Annotated in this window: 21 protein-coding genes; 11 read left to right on the top strand and 10 right to left on the bottom strand. The window is 61.9% G+C overall.

Annotated elements, in window-relative coordinates:
• Positions 1 to 50: 50 nt before the first annotated feature.
• Positions 51 to 1,409 (bottom strand): MFS transporter, encoded by a 1,359-nt coding sequence (locus tag EGJ27_RS13885; protein WP_125831322.1) that lies wholly within the window; start codon positions 1,407 to 1,409, stop codon positions 51 to 53.
• A gap of 257 nt (positions 1,410 to 1,666) precedes the next feature.
• Here EGJ27_RS13885 and EGJ27_RS13880 point away from each other — a divergent pair, with 257 nt between their 5' ends.
• Entirely contained in the window at positions 1,667 to 3,982 is a 2,316-nt protein-coding gene (locus EGJ27_RS13880) for a bifunctional diguanylate cyclase/phosphodiesterase (protein WP_125831321.1), read from the top strand.
• A 182-nt stretch (positions 3,983 to 4,164) separates the two neighbouring features.
• Here the strand turns inward: EGJ27_RS13880 and EGJ27_RS13875 are convergent, their stop codons facing one another.
• A complete protein-coding gene (locus EGJ27_RS13875) occupies positions 4,165 to 4,470 on the bottom strand; it encodes a DUF2288 domain-containing protein (protein WP_125831320.1) in 306 nt (101 codons plus the stop codon).
• A gap of 329 nt (positions 4,471 to 4,799) precedes the next feature.
• On the opposite strand from EGJ27_RS13875, the gene EGJ27_RS13870 reads away from it, so the two are divergent.
• The 5 genes from EGJ27_RS13870 to EGJ27_RS13850 all read left to right on the top strand — a co-directional run bounded on the left by EGJ27_RS13870 (position 4,800) and on the right by EGJ27_RS13850 (position 9,788).
• Positions 4,800 to 5,924 carry a branched-chain amino acid ABC transporter substrate-binding protein gene (locus tag EGJ27_RS13870; RefSeq protein WP_125831319.1) on the top strand — a complete coding sequence of 375 codons (1,125 nt, stop codon included), beginning with the start codon at positions 4,800 to 4,802 and terminating at the stop codon, positions 5,922 to 5,924.
• Positions 5,925 to 6,136: 212 nt separating this feature from the next.
• Positions 6,137 to 7,060: a high-affinity branched-chain amino acid ABC transporter permease LivH gene (gene livH / locus EGJ27_RS13865; RefSeq protein WP_125831318.1), complete on the top strand. Its 924-nt coding sequence runs from the start codon at positions 6,137 to 6,139 to the stop codon at positions 7,058 to 7,060.
• Positions 7,057 to 8,322 (top strand): high-affinity branched-chain amino acid ABC transporter permease LivM, encoded by a 1,266-nt coding sequence (locus tag EGJ27_RS13860; protein ID WP_125831317.1) that lies wholly within the window; start codon positions 7,057 to 7,059, stop codon positions 8,320 to 8,322. Before livH ends, EGJ27_RS13860 begins: the two co-directional genes overlap by 4 nt.
• Positions 8,319 to 9,086, top strand: a complete 768-nt coding sequence (gene livG, locus EGJ27_RS13855) for a high-affinity branched-chain amino acid ABC transporter ATP-binding protein LivG (RefSeq protein ID WP_125831316.1) — start codon at positions 8,319 to 8,321, stop codon at positions 9,084 to 9,086. The genes EGJ27_RS13860 and livG overlap by 4 nt, the downstream gene beginning before the upstream one ends.
• Positions 9,087 to 9,788, top strand: coding sequence for an ABC transporter ATP-binding protein (locus EGJ27_RS13850; RefSeq protein WP_125831315.1), 702 nt, complete (start codon positions 9,087 to 9,089; stop codon positions 9,786 to 9,788).
• Positions 9,789 to 9,884: 96 nt separating this feature from the next.
• On the opposite strand, the gene EGJ27_RS13845 is transcribed toward EGJ27_RS13850, so the two are convergent.
• Positions 9,885 to 10,784, bottom strand: coding sequence for a LysR family transcriptional regulator (locus EGJ27_RS13845; protein WP_125831314.1), 900 nt, complete (start codon positions 10,782 to 10,784; stop codon positions 9,885 to 9,887).
• Positions 10,785 to 10,889: 105 nt separating this feature from the next.
• Between EGJ27_RS13845 and EGJ27_RS13840 the strand changes: the two genes are divergently transcribed.
• The 4 genes from EGJ27_RS13840 (at position 10,890) to nhaA (ending at position 15,409) form a co-directional block, all read left to right on the top strand.
• Entirely contained in the window at positions 10,890 to 11,489 is a 600-nt protein-coding gene (locus tag EGJ27_RS13840; RefSeq protein WP_125831313.1) for a short chain dehydrogenase, read from the top strand.
• Positions 11,490 to 11,538: 49 nt separating this feature from the next.
• A complete protein-coding gene (locus tag EGJ27_RS13835; protein WP_125831312.1) occupies positions 11,539 to 12,219 on the top strand; it encodes a COG3650 family protein in 681 nt (226 codons plus the stop codon).
• A 141-nt stretch (positions 12,220 to 12,360) separates the two neighbouring features.
• Positions 12,361 to 13,968: an NAD(P)/FAD-dependent oxidoreductase gene (locus EGJ27_RS13830; RefSeq protein ID WP_125831311.1), complete on the top strand. Its 1,608-nt coding sequence runs from the start codon at positions 12,361 to 12,363 to the stop codon at positions 13,966 to 13,968.
• Positions 13,969 to 14,227: 259 nt separating this feature from the next.
• Positions 14,228 to 15,409, top strand: a complete 1,182-nt coding sequence (gene nhaA / locus EGJ27_RS13825) for a Na+/H+ antiporter NhaA (protein ID WP_125831310.1) — start codon at positions 14,228 to 14,230, stop codon at positions 15,407 to 15,409.
• 71 nt (positions 15,410 to 15,480) lie between these two features.
• Here the strand turns inward: nhaA and EGJ27_RS13820 are convergent, their stop codons facing one another.
• The 5 genes from EGJ27_RS13820 to dinG all read right to left on the bottom strand — a co-directional run bounded on the left by EGJ27_RS13820 (position 15,481) and on the right by dinG (position 21,569).
• On the bottom strand, positions 15,481 to 15,945 hold the full coding sequence (locus tag EGJ27_RS13820; protein ID WP_125831309.1) for a glycine zipper 2TM domain-containing protein: 465 nt from the start codon (positions 15,943 to 15,945) through the stop codon (positions 15,481 to 15,483).
• Positions 15,946 to 16,095: 150 nt separating this feature from the next.
• Positions 16,096 to 16,743 (bottom strand): pyridoxamine 5'-phosphate oxidase, encoded by a 648-nt coding sequence (pdxH, locus tag EGJ27_RS13815; protein WP_125831308.1) that lies wholly within the window; start codon positions 16,741 to 16,743, stop codon positions 16,096 to 16,098.
• 91 nt (positions 16,744 to 16,834) lie between these two features.
• Positions 16,835 to 17,950 (bottom strand): OmpA family protein, encoded by a 1,116-nt coding sequence (locus EGJ27_RS13810; RefSeq protein WP_125831307.1) that lies wholly within the window; start codon positions 17,948 to 17,950, stop codon positions 16,835 to 16,837.
• A 180-nt stretch (positions 17,951 to 18,130) separates the two neighbouring features.
• Positions 18,131 to 19,279 carry a serine hydrolase domain-containing protein gene (locus tag EGJ27_RS13805; protein ID WP_125831306.1) on the bottom strand — a complete coding sequence of 383 codons (1,149 nt, stop codon included), beginning with the start codon at positions 19,277 to 19,279 and terminating at the stop codon, positions 18,131 to 18,133.
• Between the two features lie 145 nt (positions 19,280 to 19,424).
• Positions 19,425 to 21,569 carry an ATP-dependent DNA helicase DinG gene (gene dinG / locus EGJ27_RS13800; protein WP_125831305.1) on the bottom strand — a complete coding sequence of 715 codons (2,145 nt, stop codon included), beginning with the start codon at positions 21,567 to 21,569 and terminating at the stop codon, positions 19,425 to 19,427.
• Positions 21,570 to 21,687: 118 nt separating this feature from the next.
• On the opposite strand from dinG, the gene EGJ27_RS13795 reads away from it, so the two are divergent.
• Positions 21,688 to 22,152 carry a CopD family protein gene (locus EGJ27_RS13795; protein ID WP_125831304.1) on the top strand — a complete coding sequence of 155 codons (465 nt, stop codon included), beginning with the start codon at positions 21,688 to 21,690 and terminating at the stop codon, positions 22,150 to 22,152.
• Between the two features lie 49 nt (positions 22,153 to 22,201).
• On the opposite strand, the gene EGJ27_RS13790 is transcribed toward EGJ27_RS13795, so the two are convergent.
• The gene (locus EGJ27_RS13790) at positions 22,202 to 22,960 is read right to left on the bottom strand and encodes a collagen-like protein (protein WP_125831303.1); all 759 of its coding nucleotides are present in this window, start codon (positions 22,958 to 22,960) and stop codon (positions 22,202 to 22,204) included.
• Positions 22,953 to 23,225 (bottom strand): DUF1145 domain-containing protein, encoded by a 273-nt coding sequence (locus EGJ27_RS13785; RefSeq protein ID WP_125831302.1) that lies wholly within the window; start codon positions 23,223 to 23,225, stop codon positions 22,953 to 22,955. The genes EGJ27_RS13790 and EGJ27_RS13785 overlap by 8 nt, the downstream gene beginning before the upstream one ends.
• Between the last annotated feature and the right edge of the window lie 157 nt (positions 23,226 to 23,382).

The following is a 23,382-nucleotide window of genomic DNA, read 5'->3' as shown; positions in this document are numbered from 1 at the left end:
TGTGCGACGGCTGTCCAAGGTCCTTCGCCAGCGAGCTGGCGCTTACCCGTTCATTGCAGCGCATGTACCGCAGGCTCTTCGGCCACCATCCTCGCCGTCATCCGCTGCGCATCTCGGCTGAAACCCCGGGAGGCCATGAACAGAAACACCAGGGTCAGCAGCAACGCAGCCGGTATCAGGTACATCGCGTCGTGCAGGCCGATGGCCTTGAAGCCTTCGGTCATCTGCTCCACGCCTGCCGCCGCCATCGCCGCCTTGGCGAAATGATCGGACAGCGCCCCGACCACCACCGGACCCAACCCGCCACCCAGCAAGTACAAACCCGCAAAGAACAACGCCATGGCTGTCGCCCGCAGACGCGGTTCGATCACGTCCTGAATCGCGGTGTAGACGCAGGTGTAGAAGTTGTACGCGAACAACCAGCCGATGCTGAACACACCGACGAACACCCCGATTTCCACCCGACCGGCATGCAGCGCATACCCGGTAGCGAGCGTCGCGACCAGCATGCTGAACGCTGCGAACAGCAGGCGTCCATTAGCCGAACGCTGATGCAGTTTGTCGGCGATCACACCACCCAGCGTCAGCCCGACCAAACCGGTCACACCGACAATTACCCCCGTTGCCACGGCAGCGTCCTGCAACGGCAGCAGGAAATATCGCTGCAGCATCGGCACCATGAACGAGTTACAGGCATAAGTGGCGAAGTTGAAGGTCAGCCCGCCCAGCACCAGCCAGCGGAAGGTCGGCACCGACAGCACCCGGCGAATCGGTTTGTCGATCCTGACCTCCGACATGCGCACGCTTTCAGCGGCTCCGCGTTTCGGTTCGCGGATGAAGAAAATGAACACCGCCAGCACCAGCCCTGGTACTGCGGCGATAAAGAACGGTGCCCGCCAGCTATCGAACGCCTTGACCATCGCACCGATGGTGAAGAAGGCCAGCAGCAGCCCCAACGGCAGACCCAGCATGAAGATGCCCATGGCCCGCGATCTGCGATGCGCCGGAAACAGGTCGCCAATTAACGAATTCGCGGCCGGTGCATAGCTGGCCTCGCCGATGCCGACGCCCATGCGCACCAGTAAAAAGCTCCAGAAACTGGTGGCCATGCCGTTGACGGCCGTCAGTCCACTCCACACCGCAAGGCCCCAGCCCATCAGTTTCTTGCGTGAACCGGTGTCCGCGATCCGCCCCAAGGGCAGGCCGGCGATGGCATAGACCAGCGTAAACGCCGTACCCAACAAGCCCAGCTGGAAATCACTCAAATGCCACTCAAGACGGATGGGCTCCACGATGATGGCCGGAATCGTGCGGTCGAAGAAGTTGAACAGATTGGCCAGGAACAACAGGAACAGCACGCGCCATGCGTTGGCGGCCTGGGTGGAGTCATCCGGTAAAGGCTTGTGCATGAAGGTATCCATCCCGTCGTGAGTGGTGGTGGTGGGATGAATCTAGAAGGCTGGGGGAAAACTGTCTGTAAACATTCGTAAGCGGAATCCAGCACTATCCGTTTGGATGGAAATGCGGCTTAGAACCAATGGTTATTGAGTGGCTCCGCGTTTCGTCGACTGGTCCCGTTACGTAGCGGCATTTCGCTTCTATACTCAGCTTCGATCGCCGGGAGACCTACCTTGGCGACCCTGGTAGTGAATATATAGGGCTCGCTATGGAATGGCTGAACGTGCACCTGTTCGTCGATTATCCGGCGAACGGGCAAGTCTTGATCAACTGCAGTCACAACCTGTTTCTCGTGGCGCTGGCTTACGGGGTCGCCAGCGCTGCCAGTTTCGCTACCCTGAACATCGCCGACCGCGTCGTGCAGGCCGATGCCATCAAAAGCCGGCGCATCTGGAAAGCGCTGTGTGCGTTCTGCCTGGCCGGCGGCATCTGGGCAATGCATTTCATCAGCATGCTGGCCTTCCAGGCACCGTTGAAGATCTCCTTCGACATGACCATTACCCTGGCGTCGCTGCTGATCGTCCTGCTGGCGGCGTGGCTGGGCGTCAATGCGCTGACCAGGACCATCCTGAGCGTCAGGCGCGCTTTGCTCACCTCGGTGGGAATGGGCGTGGGTATCGCGACGATGCACTACGTGGGCATGGCCGCGATGCGATCCGAGGCAACCCAGTATTACAACGCCAGGCTGGTCGCGCTGTCGGTGCTGGTCGCGATGCTGTCCAGCCTCGCCCTGCTGGTACTGTCACGCCATCTGCGCCGCACCGGCGGCATGTTCGACGAAATGTACCGCTACGGTGCCAGCCTGTTCGTGGGCGCCGGGCTGCTGACCCTGCACCTGACCGGCATGCACGCGCTGAATCTGGTGCTGCCGCAAGAAGCCGCGTTGCAGAGTCCCAATACCGAAAACAGCCAGCAACTGGCGCTGACCATCGCCGTCATTACCCTGCTGATCATTGCCGGCAGCGTCAGCGCGGCCATGGCCGACAAGAAACTGCAGAGCAAGGAACGCGACCTGCAGCGAGTCAATAACCTGCTGACCCAACTGGACCAGGCGCAGGTCTCGCTGCAGCAAGTGGCGCACTACGACCCGCTCACCAACCTGATCAACCGGCGAGGCTTCAACCAGATCTTTGCCGAAAAGCTGCTGGAAAACGGCGTCGGCAACGGCATGCTGGCGGTGATGTTTCTCGATATCGATCACTTCAAGCGCATCAACGACAGCCTGGGCCATGACGCCGGGGATGAGTTGCTCAAGGTCATTGCCGACCGCATCCGCAGCGCCACCCGGGCGCAGGACGTGGTGGCGCGTTTCGGCGGTGACGAGTTCTGCATTTTGATCAGCATCCCGGTTTACGATGAAGCCAGGCACCTGGCGCACCGCATCATGCAAAAGATGAAGGAGCCCATCGCCCTGTCCGGCCGCCGTATGGTCATGACCACCAGCATCGGCATCGCAGTGTCGCCCCGCGACGGCACCACCAGCGAAGAGCTGCTCAAGCATGCGGATCTGGCGCTGTATCAATCCAAGGGCGACGGACGCAACCGTGTCAATTTCTTCAGCCCTGCCCTCAGGACCCGCGCCAGCCTCGAACTGCATCTGGAAGAAGAGCTGCGCAACGCGCTGCGCGAGGACCATGGCCTGCAGGTCTACTACCAGCCGATCGTCGAGCTGCGCACCGGACGCGTGGCCAAGCTCGAAGCACTGGTGCGCTGGGAACACCCGCAACACGGCCTGTTGCCGCCGGACCGCTTCATCGGCATCGCCGAAGCCAATGGCCTGATCGCCGACCTGGACAACTGGGTGCTGCGCAACGCTTGCAGCGACCTCGCCGCCCTGCGCCAGGACGGTCTTGAAGACATCGTGATTGCCGTCAATTGCTCGGCAATCAATTTGGGCCGCGAAGAGCTGGTCGAAGAGTTCGAGCAGGCCATGCGCCATAGCGCCATCGGGCCGGGCCGACTGGAAGTGGAGATCACGGAAAACGCGTTGATGGGCGACGTCGGCAAGACCGTCCTGATGCTCAAGCAGATCCGAAACCTTGGGGTTTCATTGTCCATCGATGACTTCGGAACCGGCTATTCATCGCTGGCCTACCTCAAGCGCCTGCCACTGGACACGCTGAAGATCGACCGATCGTTCATCGTCGACATCCCCAAGTCGCCGCACGATATCGAACTGGTGCACGCGATTATCGTCATGGCCCGAACCCTGAAGCTGAAAGTCGTCACCGAGGGCGTTGAAACTGCAGAACAACTGCAACTGCTCAGCGAATTCGGCAGTGATTATGTGCAGGGGTATCTGTTCAGCAAACCCCGGCCGCTGACCGCGCTGCTGCCGATGATCAAGCAGATGAACGAGACAACCGCTGCCAGCGTGTGGCCTGCAGCGCAGATGCTGGCGCCGGAGACGAAACGGCCCGACGCGTTGTCTTCCCATGACCTTTTCGCCGACCTGCCGGGCAATCACAGCGCCCCGGCTGATCACCCTGGGGAGCGTACCAAGCGTAGCCGTTGGTCGGATTGAAGGCTTCGCCAGCAAGCTGGCTCGTGCAAGGCCACGGTTGCCTCGAACCTGCGGAGCCAGCTTGCTGGCGAAACAGGCTGATTGAGCAGACCGGACTGTGGCGTTTCGCTACCGACCCGATACGCCGAGGTTACCGTCCCACCCATTTTGGAGCCCTTTCGAGCACCAATTCAGGGCGCCCGCTATTCTCCTGCCCTGTTCTGGATCAATACCCACGGTGCCACTACGACCGCCCATAGCGTCGGATCGCGCTCTACCAGCTCTAAAGCCTTGGTCTCCGACACCTTGGCAAGTTGCCCGCTGTCCAGCCATGCGGAAACCCTGGGGGCCTCATTCTCCGCCACCGCCTCGGCTACTTCGATCAGGTCCAGCGGTTCTTCGACCCACAACAGGGCACCCTTGGCAAAGAATGGTTGCAATTCTTTCCAGGTGATCGCAGCGGTTTCGCCAAGCAGTTTGGCATAGAGGGTGCTAGGTTCTTGCGTCATGGGTTTGTCCTGTAAAGAAAATCGGCGCAATGATAGCGCCGCCTCTTGCCTGGACATACCCGGAAGCAGACGATTGATTGCAGGAAAATGCACGCAAACCGGTACGCCCGGCGCCGAAGTCCGGCCGGGGCAGCAGGGTTTGTATAAGTTTCTTTCAATTACGCGACACGCAGCGGCGCACTCCCCTGTAGCCAGCTTTCCAACCCGGTGACCGGCAATCTAGACTGGCCCGGTACGGCTGGCCGGTGCAGAGAGAGACCGATGACAAATCCGGTCCTGAAGCCTTGGCCATCAGGATTATAAAAACGACAAAGCAAGAGTGGAGCATCATGACTAAGGGTACCAAGACGCTTTCGAAGCTGTTTGCCGCATTGGTTATGGCCGGGGTTGCCAGCCATTCGTTCGCAGCCGACACCATCAAGATCGGCATCGCCGGCCCCAAGACTGGCCCGGTCGCCGAATACGGCGCCATGCAGTTCCGCGGCGCCAGGATGGCCATCGAGCAGATCAACGCCAAGGGTGGCGTGAATGGCAAGCAGCTCGTCGCGGTTGAATACGATGATGTCTGCGAACCCAAGCAGGCCGTTGCCGTCGCCAACAACGTGGTCAACGACGGCGTCAAGTACGTTATCGGTCACCTCTGCTCCAGCTCCGCTCAACCCGCTTCCGACGTCTATGAAGACGAAGGCATCATCATGGTGACCCCGGCTGCCACCAGCCCGGAAATCACCAACCGTGGCTACAAGCTGGTGTTCCGCACCATCGGCCTGGACAGCGCCCAGGGCCCGGCCGCCGGTAACTACATCGCCGACGTCGTCAAGCCGAAGGTCGTCGCGGTCGTTCACGACAAGCAGCAATACGGCGAAGGTATCGCTTCTGCGGTGAAGACCACGCTGGAAGGCAAAGGCACCAAGGTTGCCCTGTTTGAAGGCATCAACCCCGGTGACAAGGACTTCTCCTCGCTGATCGCCAAGCTCAAGCAAGCCAACGTCGACTTCGTCTACTACGGCGGCTACCACCCGGAGCTGGGCCAGATCCTGCGTCAGTCCAAGGAAAAGGGCCTGAAAGCCCGCTTCATGGGTCCTGAAGGCGTCGGCAACGACTCCATCTCGCAGATCGCCGGCGACGCTTCCGAAGGCCTGCTGGTAACTCTGCCTAAATCCTTCGACCAGGATCCGGCCAACCAGGCACTGACCAAGGCGTTCAAGGACAAGAATGAAGACCCAAGCGGTCCGTTCGTGTACCCGTCCTACTCTGCGGTCCAGGTCATCGCCGACGGCATCGCCGCCGCCAAGTCCGAAGACACCGACAAAGTGGCAGCCGCCATCCACGCCGGAACCTTCCAGACTCCGATGGGCGAGCTGAGCTACGACGAGAAAGGCGACCTGAAGAACTTCCAGTTCGTGGTCTACGAGTGGCACTTCGGCAAGCCGAAGACCGAAGCCGCACAATAAGCTTTCTGTTTTGATCACCGAAGCCCACTGCACCCGCAGTGGGCTTTGTTTTACGAATGAAGGCTGCGTTCCGTGATCCGGACGCGCAGCCCCCTGAAAATCTTAAAACCGTTACCAGCGGTTCACTGGTGGCATTACCGGCAACGCACCGATAGAGTGCGATCCCGGCGCAGGCCAGAGAAATGCAGATCAGGTTTTTAGGAGCGCGGTAAATGCCCGAGTTATTCCACTACATGCAACAACTGGTCAATGGCCTGACCATTGGCAGTACGTATGCATTGATCGCCATCGGCTACACGATGGTGTACGGCATCATCGGAATGATCAACTTCGCGCACGGCGAGGTGTACATGATCGGTTCCTATGTCGCTTTCATGGCCCTGGCCGCTCTGGCCATGATGGGCATCCACAGCCTGCCGCTGTTGATGATCGCCGGTTTTGCCGCGGCAATCATCGTCACCAGTGCTTACGGATACAGCATCGAACGGCTCGCCTACCGTCCGCTGCGCAACAGCAACCGTCTGATCCCGTTGATTTCTGCGATCGGCATGTCGATCTTTTTGCAGAACGCGGTCCAGCTTTCCCAGGGTTCAGGCAACTTCGCCATTCCCAACCTGCTCCCCGGCAGCCTGTCGTTCGGCCCCGGTGGTTCGCAGGAAGTGCTGATTTCCTACATCCAGATCATCGTTTTCGTGGTCACCCTGCTGGCCATGACTGGGCTGACCCTGTTCATTTCCCGTTCGCGGATGGGTCGCGCCTGCCGCGCCTGCGCCGAGGACATGAAGATGGCCAACCTGCTGGGCATCAACACCAACAGCGTCATCGCCCTGACCTTCGTGGTCGGCGCCGCACTGGCGGCTGTGGCCGCGGTGCTGCTGAGCATGCAATACGGTGTGATCAACCCCAGCGCCGGTTTTCTGGTCGGGTTGAAAGCGTTCACTGCCGCGGTACTGGGAGGCATCGGCTCGATTCCCGGCGCGATGCTCGGTGGTCTGGTGCTGGGCGTCGCCGAAGCCTTCGGCGCCGATATATTTGGCGATCAGTACAAGGACGTGGTGGCTTTCGGGCTGCTGATTCTGGTGCTGCTGTTCCGGCCGACCGGTCTTCTGGGCCGTCCGGAGGTTGAGAAAGTATGAGCAAGTCTCTCAAACAGGCGCTGTTCAGCGCTGCGCTGGTATGGGCCGTGGCCTATCCGGTTCTGGGCCTGAAACTGGCCTTCTCCGGCGTAACACTGCAAGTGCAGAACGCCAGTCCTACAACGTTGATCATCATTGCCGTCTGTTCGGTGCTGATGTTTCTGCGCGTGCTGTTCGCCGAACAGATCAGTGGCATGGGTCGCAAGTCCGACAAACCACTGATCCCGCAGAAAACCAGCGACTTCATGACCCGCCCGAAAACCCAGGCCTGGGGCCTGGCGGCGCTGATCGTGCTGGCTTTCGTCTGGCCGTTCTTTGGCTCGCGCGGCGCGGTGGACATCGCGACCCTGATTCTGATCTACGTGATGCTGGGCCTGGGCCTGAACATCGTGGTCGGTCTGGCGGGGTTGCTTGACCTGGGTTATGTCGGCTTCTATGCCGTCGGCGCGTACGGCTATGCACTGCTGTCGCACTATTTCGGCCTGAGCTTCTGGGAATGCCTGCCTCTGGCCGGCCTGCTGGCGGCGCTGTTCGGCTTCCTGCTGGGCTTTCCGGTGTTACGACTGCGCGGTGACTATCTGGCCATCGTGACGTTGGGCTTCGGCGAGATCATCCGCATCTTCCTGCGCAACATGACCGAAATCACCGGCGGTCCGAACGGGATCAGCAACATCGAGAAGCCGACCTTCTTCGGCCTGAGCTTCGAGCGGCGTGCCGCCGAAGGTGCGCAGACCTTCCACCAGTATTTCGGCCTGGACTACAGCCCGATCAGCAAAGTGATCTACCTGTACCTGATCGCTCTGCTGCTGGCCCTGTTCGCCCTGTTCGTGATCAACCGCCTGCTGCGCATGCCCATCGGGCGTGCCTGGGAAGCACTGCGTGAAGACGAAATCGCCTGCCGTGCGTTGGGCCTGAATCCAACCGTGATCAAGCTTTCAGCGTTTACGCTGGGCGCCGCGTTCGCCGGGTTCGCCGGCAGCTTCTTCGCTGCGCGCCAGGGCTTGGTAACGCCTGAATCGTTCACCTTCATCGAGTCGGCGATCATCCTCGCCATCGTGGTGCTCGGTGGCATGGGCTCGCAATTGGGTGTGATTCTGGCGGCCATCGTGATGATCCTGTTGCCCGAACTGATGCGCGAGTTCAGCGACTACCGCATGTTGATGTTCGGCGCCTTGATGGTGCTGATGATGATCTGGCGTCCTCAAGGTTTCCTGCCGATGCAACGCCCCGAACTGAAATTGAAAGCGGAGCCGCAGCAATGAGCCGCCCTCTTCTGCAAGCCTCCGGCTTGAGCATGCGCTTTGGCGGCCTGCTGGCCGTCAACGGCGTGGCACTGACCGTCCATGAAAAACAGGTCGTGTCGATGATCGGCCCGAACGGCGCCGGCAAGACCACGGTTTTCAACTGCCTGACCGGCTTCTACAAACCGACCGGCGGCACCATCCTGCTGGACGGTGAGGAAATCCAGGGCCTGGCCGGACACCAGATCGCCCGCAAGGGTGTGGTGCGCACGTTTCAGAACGTGCGTCTGTTCAAGGAAATGACGGCGGTCGAGAACTTGCTGGTCGCCCAGCATCGCCACCTGAACACCAACTTCCTGGCCGGCCTGTTCAAAACCCCTGCGTTCCGTCGCAGCGAACGTGAAGCCATGGAATACGCCGCGTATTGGCTGGACGCGGTCAACCTCACGGAATTTGCCAACCGCCCGGCCGGCACGCTGGCCTACGGTCAGCAACGCCGCCTGGAAATCGCTCGCTGCATGATGACCCGCCCGCGGATTCTCATGCTCGACGAGCCAGCTGCGGGCCTCAACCCGCGGGAAACCGACGACCTCAAGGCGCTGATCGGCGTACTGCGCAACGAGCACAACGCCACGGTGCTGCTGATCGAGCACGACATGAAACTGGTGATGAGCATTTCCGACCACATCGTGGTGATCAACCAGGGCACGCCGCTGGCCGACGGTACGCCGGAACAGATCCGTGACAATCCGGAAGTCATCAAAGCCTATTTGGGGGAAGCGTAAATGCTGCAGTTCGAAAACGTTTCCACCTTCTACGGCAAGATCCAGGCGCTGCACGGCGTCAATGTCGATGTACGCCAGGGCGAGATCGTGACCTTGATCGGCGCCAACGGCGCGGGTAAATCGACGCTGCTCATGACCTTGTGCGGATCGCCCCGCGCCCACAGCGGCAGCATCCGCTACATGGGCGAGGAACTGGTCGGGCTGGAGTCCTCGGTGATCATGCGCAAGAGCATCGCGGTGGTGCCGGAAGGCCGCCGAGTGTTTGCGCGGCTCACCGTCGAGGAAAACCTGGCCATGGGCGGGTTCTTTACCGAGAAGGCCGACTACCAGGAGCAGATGGACAAGGTTCTGCAGCTGTTCCCGCGCCTCAAGGAACGCTTCACCCAGCGCGGCGGCACCATGTCCGGCGGCGAACAGCAGATGCTCGCCATCGGCCGGGCGCTGATGAGCAAGCCCAAGCTGTTGTTGCTGGACGAGCCTTCACTGGGTCTGGCGCCGATCATCATCCAGCAGATTTTCGAGATCGTCGAACAACTGCGGCGTGACGGCGTGACCGTGTTTCTGGTGGAGCAGAACGCCAACCAGGCCCTGAAAATCGCCGACCGCGCCTACGTCCTGGAAAACGGCCGGGTGGTGATGCAAGGTACCGGTGAAGAACTGCTGGTCGACCCGAAAGTGCGGGATGCATACCTGGGCGGTTGAGGCAGACCCTTGTAGAAGCCAGCTCGCTGGCGATGGCGGTACCGAGGCTACGCACCTGCTGCGCCCGGGACGCCGTCTTCGCGAGCAAGCTCGCTGCTACGGTGTCGATGTGGTTCGCCGGAACCACTCCAGCAAATAATCCGCCAGCACCTGCACGCGCTTGGGCACTTCGCTTTCGTAGGGATGCACCAGCAATAGCGGCGAGGTGCTGGTCCGGTAATCCTGAAACAGCCAGCGCAGACGCCCGTCGCCTATCTCGTCGTGAACCATGTACGACGGCAGGCGAGCAATACCGGCTGCGGCCAATGCGGCCTTCTTCAGCAGGCTGTAATGATTGCTGGCGAACGGGCCATCCACTTCGACGCGGGTCAGTTCATGGCCGCGATGATAAAGCCACTGGCGACGCTCACCGGAATGGCTATTGAGCAGGCAGCGATGCCCTGCCAACTGCTCGGGGTTGCCGGGCACACCGAGGCGATCCAGATAGGCAGGACTCGCACAGGTCAACTCCTGCATCACCAACAGCGGCCTGGCGACCAACCGTTCATCACTGTCCACTCGACCGCGAATGGCCAGATCGAAGCCTTCGCGGCGCAGGTCGCGCATGGCGTTTTGCAGATCCAGTTCGATACGCACGTGCGGATAGCGCGCGGCAAACCCCGTCAGCAGCCCCTCACAAAAGGTTTCGCCCAGAGAAACCGGCACCGTGATACGTATTTCCCCCACCATCTCATCGCGCATCGACGCTGCGATATTGCGGGCGCGCTGAGCATGTTCCAGCAACTGCCGGGCTTGAGGCAGCAGCGCCATGCCGGCCGAGGTCAGGCTCAAGCGGCGAGTCGTGCGATGCAGCAGCTGCACTGAATAGCTTTTTTCCAACTGGGAAATCCGCTTGGACAGCCGCCCCTTGCTGCAACCCAATAGCACCGCCGCAGCGGTAAAACTCCCCGCCTCGATCAGCACCGCAAAGGCCGCGAGATCTTCGATGTCACTCACTCGATTGTTTCCTTTAGAGAACCAAAGGTTTCCCATTACATGATTTATGCGCCTTATCCAGCTTACTAGACTGAGCACTCAACTTGCCCACTCTGGAGCGACACCATGAAAATCCTGTTGATCGGCGCCAGCGGAACCGTAGGTTCGGCCGTGGCCCGCGAGCTTGAAACCCGCCATGACATCGTGCGCATCGGCCGTCACAGCGGCGATGAGCATGTCGATATCAGCGACAGCGCTTCTATTCGCGCCCTGTTCGAGCGTGTAGGAAGCTTCGACGCTCTGGTGTGCGCGGCCGGTAATGTGAATTTCGTCCCGCTGGCCAAGATGAGCGAAAGCGACCTGAGCCTTGGCCTGCAGGACAAGCTCATGGGCCAGGTCAATCTGTTGCTGATCGGGCAGCAGTACGCCAACGACGGCGCATCCTTTACCCTCACCTCGGGAATCCTCAGCGAAGAACCGATATTGTCTGGCGTATCCGCGAGCCTGGTGAACGGCGCCATCGACGCCTTCGTACGGGCCGCTGCCATCGAGCTGCCACGCGGCATGCGCGTCAACTCGGTCAGCGCCAACGTGCTGGTCGAGGCCATGGACAAATACGCGCCGTACTTCCGCGGCTCAAAACCGGTTCCGGCAGCGGATGTCGCCCTGGCCTATGCCCGCAGCGTCGAGGGATTACACACCGGTCGGACCTATCGGGTCTTGTGATGCAGCGGCAGTCTGCGTAACGTGGCGGCACTTGTCTGGAGACCCGCTCATGTCCGCTGCTCGTTGCGCCCTCGTATTCGCCGTTCTGCCCCTGTTTGCCGGTTGCGGGATGCTCGCCTCGTCCCCTGAAACACCCAAGGTGTCCACGGTGGGCATGCTCCGCATGCAGGGCGACCTCACCGGCGCCGGCGGCCAGTTGCTGTTCCAGCCGTGCAACGAGCAGCGTCGCTATGTGGTCAAGGACCGCGACAACACCGGCATTCTGCAGGAAGCCACCAGCCTGGCAGGCGCGGACGGCAAGGTCTTCGCCGACCTGCGCGGCACCTTCGCCGCCAGCAAGGCCGCCAATAGCGATGGTCAGCTGGATCTGCATCAGCTGTACCGTGTAGAGCGTCCGGCCAATGCCTGCGGCGATATGAACTTCAAACGTCTGACGCTTCACGCCAACGGCAACGGCCCGGCATGGAACGTCAACGTCAGCGGCAAGGGCATGGTCGTGGAGCGCGACGGCCAGCCGCCGCTGGCGCTGCCCTATGTCGAAGAGCAGATGCCCGACGGCCGTTTCAGCATCAGCACCGAGGCCAACAATCAGCGAATCGAGCTGTGGGTCGCACCGCAGCGCTGCGTCGATAGTGTCAACGGCTCGGTGCAGCACCTGAGCGCCGAGCTGCGCATCAACGGCCAGACCCAGCGCGGCTGCGGCTATTACGGCGGTTCGCGCGACGATTGAAGCACAGGCGCAGCACTGTCCTGTCGACCACCGGGCACCACTGCGCACCCGGCCTCGCCGCCAGAGGGGTTCAGCGCTTATAATCGCCGGTTCTTGTAGTGCTGTCGGGCTGAACCTGCGGCCCGGAAACTGGACCCCTCAATGTTACGAATCACCGAACTCAAGCTGCCGATCGATCACCCGGAAGAAGACTTGCGCGCCGCCTTGTTGCAGCGCCTGGGCATCGACAGCAGCGACCTGCTGGACTTCACCCTGTTCAAGCGCAGCTACGACGCGCGCAAGAAGTCATCCGAGCTGTGCTTCATCTACACCATCGACTTCCAGGTCCGCGATGAAGCGACCCTGTTGCGCAAGTTCGCCGACGACCGCCATATCGGCACGGCGCCGGATGTCAGCTACAAGGTGGTCGGCCATGCACCTGAAGGTCTGAGCGAGCGCCCGCTGGTGGTCGGTTTCGGCCCATGCGGCATCTTTGCCGGGCTGCTGCTGGCGCAGATGGGTTTCAAGCCGATCATCCTCGAACGCGGCAAGGAAGTGCGCCAACGCACCAAGGACACCTGGGGCCTGTGGCGCAAGAACGTGCTCAACCCCGAGTCCAACGTGCAGTTCGGTGAGGGCGGCGCCGGGACCTTCTCCGACGGCAAGCTCTACAGCCAGATCAAAGACCCGCAGTTCCACGGCCGCAAGGTGCTGCACGAGTTCGTCAAGGCCGGTGCGCCGGAAGAAATCCTTTACGTCAGCAAACCGCACATCGGCACCTTCCGCCTGACCGGCGTGGTGGAGAACATGCGCGAGCAGATCAAGGCGCTGGGTGGCGAAGTGCGTTTCGAACAGCGCGTTACCGACGTGCTGATCGAAGACGGCCAGCTGCGTGGTGTGGAGCTGGACGGCGGCGAGCAAATCGAGTCGCGCCACGTGATCATGGCCCTGGGGCACAGCGCCCGGGACACGTTCCGCATGCTGCACGGCCGCGGCGTATTCATGGAAGCCAAGCCGTTCTCAGTGGGTTTCCGTATCGAGCATCCGCAATCGCTGATCGACCGCGCCCGCCTGGGCAAGTACGCCGGTCACCCGAAACTGGGCGCCGCTGACTACAAGCTGGTGCACCATGCCAGCAACGGCCGTTCGGTCTACAGCTTCTGCATGTGCCCGGGCGGCACCGTGGTGGCGGCGACTTCCGAACCCAATCGCGTCGTCACCAACGGCATGAGCCAGTATTCGCGCAACGAGCGCAATGCCAACTCGGGAATCGTGGTCGGCATCACGCCGGAGCAGGATTATCCGGGCAGCCCGTTGGCCGGGATCGAACTGCAGGAGCGCCTGGAATCCCACGCTTTCGTGATGGGCGGCGGCACCTATGAGGCCCCAGCGCAACTGGTCGGCGACTTCATCGCCGGCAAGGTATCGACGGCTATCGGCAGCGTCGAGCCTTCGTACAAACCCGGCGTGAAACTGGTCGACCTGGCCGACGCCCTGCCCGCCTACGCCATCGAGGCGATCCGCGAAGCGCTGCCGGCGTTCGACAAGCAGATCAAAGGCTTTTCGCTGCACGACGCCGTGCTGACCGGCATCGAAACCCGCACCTCGGCACCGCTGCGCATCACCCGTGGCGCCGACATGCAGAGCCTCAACACCAAAGGCCTGTATCCGGCCGGTGAAGGTGCCGGATACGCCGGTGGCATTCTCTCGGCAGGCGTGGACGGCATTCGCATTGCCGAAGCGCTGGCGCGGGACATGCTGGGGATCTGACCCGCGCAAACACTGTAGGAGCGACCTTGGTCGCGAAGACGTTGCGCCAGACGCTGAAAGTACTGCGGCTGGACCGGCCTCTTCGCCAGCTCGCTGGCTCCTGCAGGGATCTGTGACAATAGGACCATTCCTACAGCAGCATCAGGCACCTCCGACCCGTCCCCGGTTTCTCGATTGTTAAAATCCAGCCCTTCGCCACTCTGCGAGGGCTGTCCAGGCGGCCTCTCGCTGACCAAAGCACCGAGAGCAGTCCCTCCCCATGAGAAACACCATTACCCGTTTTTTCCAGCTTGAGGCAGCTGGAGGCCTGTTGCTGATCGCTGCGGCCGTCCTGGCACTCATCATCAACAATTCACCCCTGTCATGGCTCTACAGCGCCTTCCTCGACATACCTATCATCGCCCAGCTAGGCGCACTGAAAATCGCCAAACCCCTGCTTTTATGGATCAACGATGGCCTGATGGTGCTGTTCTTCCTGGTGATCGGCCTGGAGGTCAAACGCGAGGTGCTGGAAGGCCACCTGTCCAGTCCGTCCAGGGTGATCCTGCCGGGTGCAGCCGCCATTGGCGGCATGGTCGTTCCGGCATTGATTTACATCGCGCTAAACCAGGGCAGTCCCGCTGCTCTCGACGGCTGGGCGATCCCCATGGCAACCGACATCGCCTTCGCGCTGGGCATCCTGGCGCTGCTGGGCAAGCGGGTGCCGGTGTCGCTCAAGCTGTTCCTCATGACCCTGGCAATCATCGATGACCTGGGCGCGATCATCGTCATCGCCCTGGTGTACACCCGCGAGCTGTCGGTGCTGTCGTTGATCCTGGCCGGTGTGGCCGTCGCTATCCTGATCGGAATGAACCGGGCCGGCGTAACGCGGGTGGCCGCTTATTTGCTGGTGGGTGTAGTGCTGTGGATCTGCGTTCTGAAAAGCGGTATCCATGCGACGCTGGCGGGAGTAGTCCTGGCGTTCTGCATCCCGCATCGGGTGCGGGGCACTCCGCACTCTGCGCTGCTGACCCTGGAGCATGTGCTGCATCCCGTGGTGGCCTACGCCATCCTGCCACTGTTCGCGTTCGCCAATGCCGGAGTCTCCCTGGCCGGCCTGACACTGGAAAGCTTCATCGCGCCGGTGCCGCTGGGCATAGCGGCAGGTCTGCTGCTTGGCAAAACGCTGGGGGTTTTCGGCCTGACCTGGCTGGCAGTCAAGGCACGACTGGCAGCGCTGCCACATGAAGCGAACTGGGGCCAGGTGCTGGGAGTTTCAGTGCTCTGCGGCATCGGTTTCACCATGAGCCTGTTCGTCGGTTCCCTGGCCTTCGAACCTGGCACCAGCCAGTATGCAGGGGCAGATCGAATGGGGATCCTCACCGGCTCCATCCTCTCCGCGCTGATCGGCTATGCAATCATGCGATCAACCTGCCGTGACTCAACCGGCCCCAGAACCTGATCGGCCGCCCATGAAAAACCCCGAGTGTCGAACCCGGGGTTTTTCGTCTCATGTCACCGCCATCATGGCGATCAGTGAGTCACGCGGCTCGTGCCGTTGACGGTCATGATCCGCACGCGCTCGCCAACCCGGAAAATCTCGTTTTCCTGAACCTGCTGCACGTAGGCACGCATGCTGCCGTCATCTTCGCGAACGGTGATCTCGACACCTTGCGTGCGGGTGAAACCTTCTTCGGTTGCCGACCCCAGCAAGCCACCGGCCACCGCGCCGATCACCGCTGCGACGACGCTACCACGACCACCGCCGATGGCGCTGCCGCCCACGCCACCGACGACCGCACCGGCACCTGCACCGATGGGGGTCTTGGTGCCCTCGATCTTCACCGGACGCAGGGATTCGACGGTACCCAGGCGCACGGTCTGCACGGTCCGGGCTTCATCGCGGGAATAAGAGTCGCCTGTGAGATTCGAAGTACAGCCGCCGAGCGTCAACGCCATGGCAGTGAACGAAGCGACCAGAAAAGCAGACTTGCGCATAGCGGATATCTCCAGAGGGAACAGTAGCCATTAGACGTGCCTGACGTTGATGCTGTCACGGCTCCTGCACCTGCATGTTGAGTTCATTCAGGCGTCATACAGCGACGGCCTACGTAACGCTTAAGACGATACGGCCAGACAATAATTCAATCAGGGTGCCAGACGCTCGCGTGTCCACTGCCCGTCGACTGAACGATAGTTCAAACGATCATGAAGACGGCTGGAACGGCCCTGCCAGAATTCGATGCGCTCGGGCAACAAGCGGTAGCCACCCCAATGTTCGGGACAATGCGGCTGGGTGTCGAGAAAGCGTTGTTCGGTCTGTTTGATCAGACCTTCGAGTTCAGCGCGGTTGGCAATCACCCGACTTTGCGGCGAAGCCCAGGCACCGAGGCGGCTGCCCAGCGGCCTGACCTGGAAGTAGGCGTCGGACTCTTCCGGAGTGACTTTTACTACCCGCCCTTCGATGCGCACCTGACGCTCAAGCGTGGGCCAGAAGAAGGTCATGGCGGCAAACGGCCGGGCGGCGAGTTGCTGGCCCTTGGCGCTGTCGTAGTTGGTGAAGAATGTGAAGCCCTGGGCATCCAGACCTTTGAGCAGCAGGATCCGGCAATGAGGGCGGCCTTGCTCGTCGACCGTCGCCAGCGTCATCGCATTGGCTTCCACGGGCGCCTGTTCGGTCTGCCGCGCCTGGTCGAACCAGGTGTGAAACAGCGCGAACGGCTCATCCGGCGCCTGCGCCTCGGTCAACCCGTCGCGGGTGTAGTCACGGCGCATATCGGCCAGGGAATGAGTCATGGCGTTTCTCCGTCGAGGATGAAAACGCCATTGTTCTGCGCAACGATGCTGTGAGCAAGCAGAGCCTGCTCACAGTTATCGCTCGACCCGATCAGTTGCTGGCTTGATCGTTGGTTTTTTTCGCAGTCGTCTTGGCGGGAGCTTTTGCGGCGGCGGGCTTCTTGGCAGCGGCCTTGGCAGGTGCTTTCTTGGCAGTGCTGGTCTTGGCCGTCGCTTTCTTCGCCGTTTCCTTCTTGGCCGGGGCGGCTTTCTTGGCCGGTACCACTGCCGGCGCAACAGGCTTGACGTCCTGAGTGGCGACCAATGTCGGGGCCGGCGGCAAGGCGTAGCGGCTCATCAGAGCAACCATGGTGTCCTGCGGCGTCATCAGGATTTCTACGCGACGGTTCAGCGAACGGCCCTGCGCACTGTCGTTGGCGGCACGCGGCATCACCGCACCCATACCGCGCAAGCTCAGGCGATTACGCTCCAGGCCGCTGAGGCGGAAGATCGCCGCGATGGACTGCGCGCGTTGCTGACTGATTTTCTGGTTGGCATCGGCCGCACCGGAGGTATCGGCATGACCCAGCACCAGCACGGCGGTTTTCTGATCGCTTTCCACCAGCTTGGCCAGGCGGGTGATCGGCCCCAGGGTGACGGGTAGCAGCATGGCCGGACGGTCCGGGTTGAACGAGCTGTCGACCGGCGCGGTGATCGCCAGCAGGTCAGCGCGGCGTTCCAGCTCGAACGGGCTGTCCTTGATCGCGGCCCGCAGGCGCGGTTCGTATTCGTCGAGCCAGGCCTGGGTGATTTTCGGATCGGGCATCGGCACGGCCTTGGGCTCGTCCTTCTTGTCACTGCCGAACGGCCACCACCATTTGCTATCGGCCTCAGACTTGGCCACCAATGGCGGCACCGGCTTATCGGCGGCCTTGGCGGCTACTGCATCGGGCTTGGCCGGCGCGCTGTCGTTCGAAGCGAATGGCCAGTACCACGGGCCGCTGCTGTCGGACTGGCCAGGTTCGGCGGGCTTCTCAGCCTTGGCGACCGGAGCTGCCGCCTTGGGCGCATCGGCTACCGGTGTTTTCGCGACCGCATCATCGGCCGCCTTGTCGGAACCGAACTGCCACCAATGGCCTCCGGTATCGGATACATCGGATTGGGGTGTCTGAGCGCAGCCGGTAGCGGCGAGGCAAAGGGCAAGAACGAGGCTTTTATTGGATAGCATGGATGACCCACAACGGTTTGTTCGGACAAGGGAACGAAGCTGCACCGACAAAGCACTGTCAGCGAAGCAACGTCCGTATAACACGCATGAAGATACAGATGGAAAAAGAAACCGTCGTACGGTTCCCGTTACAGCTCATTAACTGACAGTCGGTATGAAACAAGCACTTACCAATGATAGTTATTGCAAACACTCACGCAACGTACGCGCCAGTGTCTGCGCCCGTGGATCCATCAGCACATACGGCCCCAGCGTATTGGTGACGAAACCGAATGCCACTTCATAGTCCGGATCGGCGAACCCCACCGAACCGCCCGCACCCGGATGGCCGAACGCCTTGGGGCCAAGACCGTAGGTCGCGTTCGCCAGCTCGGACTGATCGAGCATGCAACCCAGGCCGAAGCGCGTTGAGGTCAGCAGGGTCTTGTCCTGACCAACGCTGTGCTGACGCGTCAGTTCGTTGAGCAACTCGGCTTCCAGCAGGCTGCCGTCGAGCAATGCGGCGTAGAAGCCGGCAAGGCTGCGTGCATTGCCATGGCCGTTGGCGGCGGGCTGTTGCATGCGACGCCACTCTGGCTTGTTGGTACTGGTCATGATCGACGGCGGGTTGGTGAAGGCCCGCGCGGTCATGGAGTCGGGTTCGCGCATGGTGGTCTGCAACAGACGCTGAGCGGCTGCATCGCCGCCATTGCCTTTGCCGCGTGCGATATGGGCGACGCGGTGGAACTGGTCATCAGTCAGGCCGACATGGAAATCGAGCCCCAGCGGCCGCGAGATCCTCGCCACGATGGATTCCCCCGGCCCGCGACCATCGGCGCGACGCAACATCTCGCCCACCAGCCAGCCGTAGGTGATAGCCGCGTAGCCATGACCCTGACCGGGCGTCCACCAGGGTTCTTCGGCCGCCAGCGCGCCGGTCATGGTCGCCCAGTCGTAAAGCGCTTCGGCGGGCAGCATCTCGCGCAGTGCCGGCAGACCTGCCTGGTGGCAGAGCAACTGACGCAGGGTGATCGAAGCCTTGCCGGCGGCGGCGAACTCGGGCCAGAGCCGCGAGACCGGCTCGTCCAGATGCAGCTTGCCTTCATCGATCAGCTGCAGCACAGCCACTGCCGCGAACGGTTTGGTGCAGGAAAAGAGGTTGGCCAGGGTGTCGCTGTGCCAGGCCTCGGCACCGTCCTTGTCGGCGGTCCCGGCCCACAGATCGACCACGGTTTCACCACCGATCTGGATGCACAGCGCTGCCCCGCGCTCCTGGGAGTCTTCGAAAAGCGCAGCAAAGGCTTCACGCACCGCTTCGAATTTAAGCTCGAAATGACCCTGAATCTGCACCCGCTGCCCTCCACACGACCGACTGAAAAAAGTCGTGCATTGTTTCAGCGATTGAGAGGTTTGGGAACAGACGCGCGGCCTCTGCGACAGGTTTAAACCTGCCTCCCACGGAACCGAGGACCGCAGACAGTTTGTAGGCCGTACCTCAGGAAATTTCCCGGTGAAACGGTGGCAGTGCGTTGAGGATGGCCTTGCCGTAGCGCTGGGTCACGACACGGCGGTCCAACAGCGTGATGGTGCCGCGGTCCTCTTCGGTGCGCAGCAATCGGCCGCATGCCTGGACCAGTCGCAGCGACGCATCCGGCACGGCGATTTCCATGAACGGATTGCCGCCTCGCGCTTCGATCCATTCCGCCAGCGCGGCCTCGACCGGATCATCGGGCACCGCGAACGGGATCTTGGCGATCACCACGTGCTCGCAGTACGCGCCCGGCAAATCCACACCTTCGGCAAAGCTGGCCAGACCGAACAACACGCTGGACTCGCCGCTGTCGACCCGCGCCTTGTGCTTGTTCAGGGTTTCCTGTTTCGACAGGTTGCCTTGAATGAACACCTGCTTGCGCCAGTCACGGTCCAGGCCGTCGAACACGTCCTGCATCTGTTTGCGCGACGAGTACAGCACCAGCGTACCCCGCGAGCCTTCGACCAGACGCGGCAGCTCGCGAATGATCGCCGCGGTATGCGCGACGGCATCACGGGGATCGGCCTTGAGATCCGGAACCCGCAGCACACCGGCGTCGGCATGATGAAACGGGCTGGGCACCACGGCGGTCACTGCGACCTTGGGCAGGCCGGCACGCATCCGGTAGCGGTCGAACTTGCCCAGCGCAGTCAGCGTCGCGGAAGTCACCAGCGCGCCATAGGCCACGTTCCACAGGTTGCGGCGCAGCATTTCCGCAGCGAGGATCGGGCTGGCGTTGACTTCGATGTCGAACATTGCGCCGCTGTCAGCCAGGGTCAACCAGCGCGCCATGGGCGGGCTGTCTTCCGGGTCTTCGGCGGTAAAGGCGGTCCACAGTTCCCAGTTGCCGCTGGCGCGGGCCAGCAGGCTGCCGAACAACGGGTACCACTCTTCGGCCTGATGGCTGGCGATGCCGATATTGACCTCGCCGTCCATGCCTTCCTTGAGCAGTTCAGTCAGGCGCGTGAACAGATCGTTCAGGCGCGAGAAGCCTTTCTTCAGCTCGATGCCCATTTCGCGGATGTGCTCGGGGATCACGCCACCGATGAAGCGATGACGCGGGCGCTCGCGCCCCTGCATGTCTTCACCGGCACGAAAATCGGCCAGTTGCTCGCAGGCACCGAACATGAACTGCTGGTGGCCTTTGATCTCCCGGGCCAGTTCCGGCACCTGCTCGATCAACTTGCCCAGGTCGCCCGGCAACGGGTGCTGAGCGAGCAATTTGGCAAGGTTCTTGGCGGTCTGTTCCAGCCAGTCGGCCGTGGAGCGCAACCGCGTGTAATGTGCGAAGTGGCCGATGGCTTTATCCGGCAGGTGATGGCCTTCGTCGAAGACGTACAGCGTGTCGCGCGGGTCAGGCAGCACCGCACCACCACCCAGCGCCAGGTCGGCCAGCACCATATCGTGGTTGGTGACAATCACGTCGACCTTGCCCATGCCTTCGCGGGCCTTGTAGAACGCACACTGCTGGAAGTTGGGGCAATGCCGATTGGTGCACTGGCTGTGGTCGGTGGTCAGGCGCGCCCAGTCCTGGTCAGGCAATTCCTGAGGCCAGCTGTCACGGTCGCCGTCCCATTTGTTGCCGGCCAGCTTCTGCAACATGCTGGTGAACAGTTTCTGGCTGGCTTCGTCGACCTCGATCTTGAAGCCTTCTTCCTCGAACAGCTGCGCGGTGGCATTGGCCGAATCGCTCTCCTGCAAGAGCATGTCGAGCTTGGACAGGCACATGTAGCGCCCGCGGCCCTTGGCCAGCGCAAAGGTGAAATTCAGGCCGCTGTTGCGCATCAGATCAGGCAGGTCCTTGTGGACGATCTGTTCCTGCAGGGCAACGGTGGCGGTGGCGATCACCAGCCGCTTGCCGGCCAGCTTGGCGGTCGGAATCGCAGCGATGGCGTAGGCCACGGTCTTGCCGGTACCAGTGCCCGCCTCCACCGCCACCACGGCCGGGTCGCCCGAGCGACGGCCCTCCTCATCGGTATCGATATCGCCCAGCACCTTGGCGACCTCCGCGATCATCAAACGCTGTCCATAGCGCGGCTTGAGGCTCTTGGCTTCGAGGAAACGCGAATAAGCGCCCTGGATCTGGGATTTGAGTTCGGTACTGATCATTGGCTTCGGTTCGGGGGCACGGCTATAAAGGGCTGGAGACTGCTGGATAAATTTTCAGTGGTTCTGAGTGGGCGCTATCATACCGCGCTAATTCCATCCGCGCAGAACGGAGTACCTGATGACCGCTTTCGCCCCCGTCTACACGCTGCATGTCCTGGCTGCCCTGATATGGGTCGGCGGCATGTTCTTCGCCTGGATGATCCTGCGTCCGGCTGTCATTTCAGCACTGGACGGCCCGTCTCGCTTGAAATTGTGGGTCGAAGTGTTGCCACGGTTTTTCGTCTGGGTCTGGGCCGTGGTGGTAGTGCTGCCGATCACCGGTATCGGCATGATCCAGCTGCACTTCACCAGCTTTGAAACCGCGCCGCGCTACGTGCAGGTAATGATGGGACTGTATGTGGTAATGGTGGCGCTGTTCCTGCGCATTCATTCCCTGCAGTTGCCCGAGCTGCGCCGTGCAGTGGAAGGCGCGCAATGGGCCGAGGCCGCCGCTGCCCAAGGCAGCATCCGACGGCTGGTAGGGTTCAATCTGATCGTGGGACTGGCGGTGGTGGCAATTGCGGCGGCACGGCCGACGTTTTGACGCCGTTGCCGGAGTCCGGGCAGCCTGAGCGGCACCCGGATTGCCAGGTTCAGAAGCGCTGAACGGTGATCGAGCCCGCCGGCCCGGCATTCCCCGGTTGTCCTGCCTGACCCGGCTTGCCCGGTTTGCCGCCATCGGCGCGATAGACAAGACAGCCTTTGGACGCGCCGCCCTTGCCGGGCTGACCACCGGCGCCGCCAGGTCCCGCAGCACCGCCGTTGACATTGACTTGAATACGCTCGGCCGCGAAACCTTGCGGCAGCTCCAACCTGACCTGGCCGCCTGCCGCACCGTCGTGCCCGCTGCCCCCGTCATCACCATCATGGCCGCGACCGGCCTGACCCCAGGTGCAACCCGGTGCCTGCCCGTTGCCGCCGTCCAGGCCGACATAGCCCGGCCCGCCGGCACCGCCCCGCGCATCCACCGACAGCAGGTCGGCGCTCAGGTCATTGATCCGCAACGTCAGGTTACGACCCGGCAGGGCCGGCTTTTCAAACGTGCCGGGAGCGCCACGCGCCGTGATCTGGCTACCGGTTGCGAAGCGGCCATGCTCCACCCGCACGCTGATGGGTTGCGCACTGGGCACGATGGCAATGCGCGCTTCGTGACCGAGCACCAGCTCGCCAATACGTACTTCGCTGATCCCGCCGGGGATCAGCAGCGTCCCGTAGTCCGCCACTTCCAGGCGCTCGACCTGCAAACGGTCGTTGTTGCCGGGCAGGCGCATGAGTGAATGGGATTCGACGATGACAGTCTGGGCCAGGGCCAGCGGGCTGAACAGCACGGCAAGAAGCCACAACTTACGCATGAGTACGCTCCGCTGGCCGGCCAATGGACTGAATATGGAACATGCCGAACAGCACGATCTTGCCCCGGTCGCGCCACGGGTGCCTGCGCCCACGCAGGCTGCCGTTGAACAGTACCAGCTCCAGCAGATGCGTCAGCAGAATCACCGCCCCGGCCATATTGATCATGACCCCGAACGGTCGCGGCACATCCAGCACCGAGCCGACCAGTACCACGATCCAGAACGCCAACATCAACAGTTTGCCCAATCCCCAAAACAGCTTCATCGCCAGCCCCTGTCCGATCCCTTGATTCACGCCTGTCGGCGGTGTCGCTGGTGTGCGACACACGCTGGGCACAGTAGACGTCTTGCTCGATGAATATGCCAGCAGTACATGAAAAAACAGGGACCTGCCGCACGCTTGCGGCGCGCACCGCACGGCG

It is taken from the genome of Pseudomonas sp. v388, from assembly GCF_003935425.1.
Classification (GTDB): Bacteria; Pseudomonadota; Gammaproteobacteria; order Pseudomonadales; family Pseudomonadaceae; genus Aquipseudomonas.
Note: the sequence above shows the minus strand (reverse complement) of the source record. Positions and strands in the feature narration are given on the sequence as shown.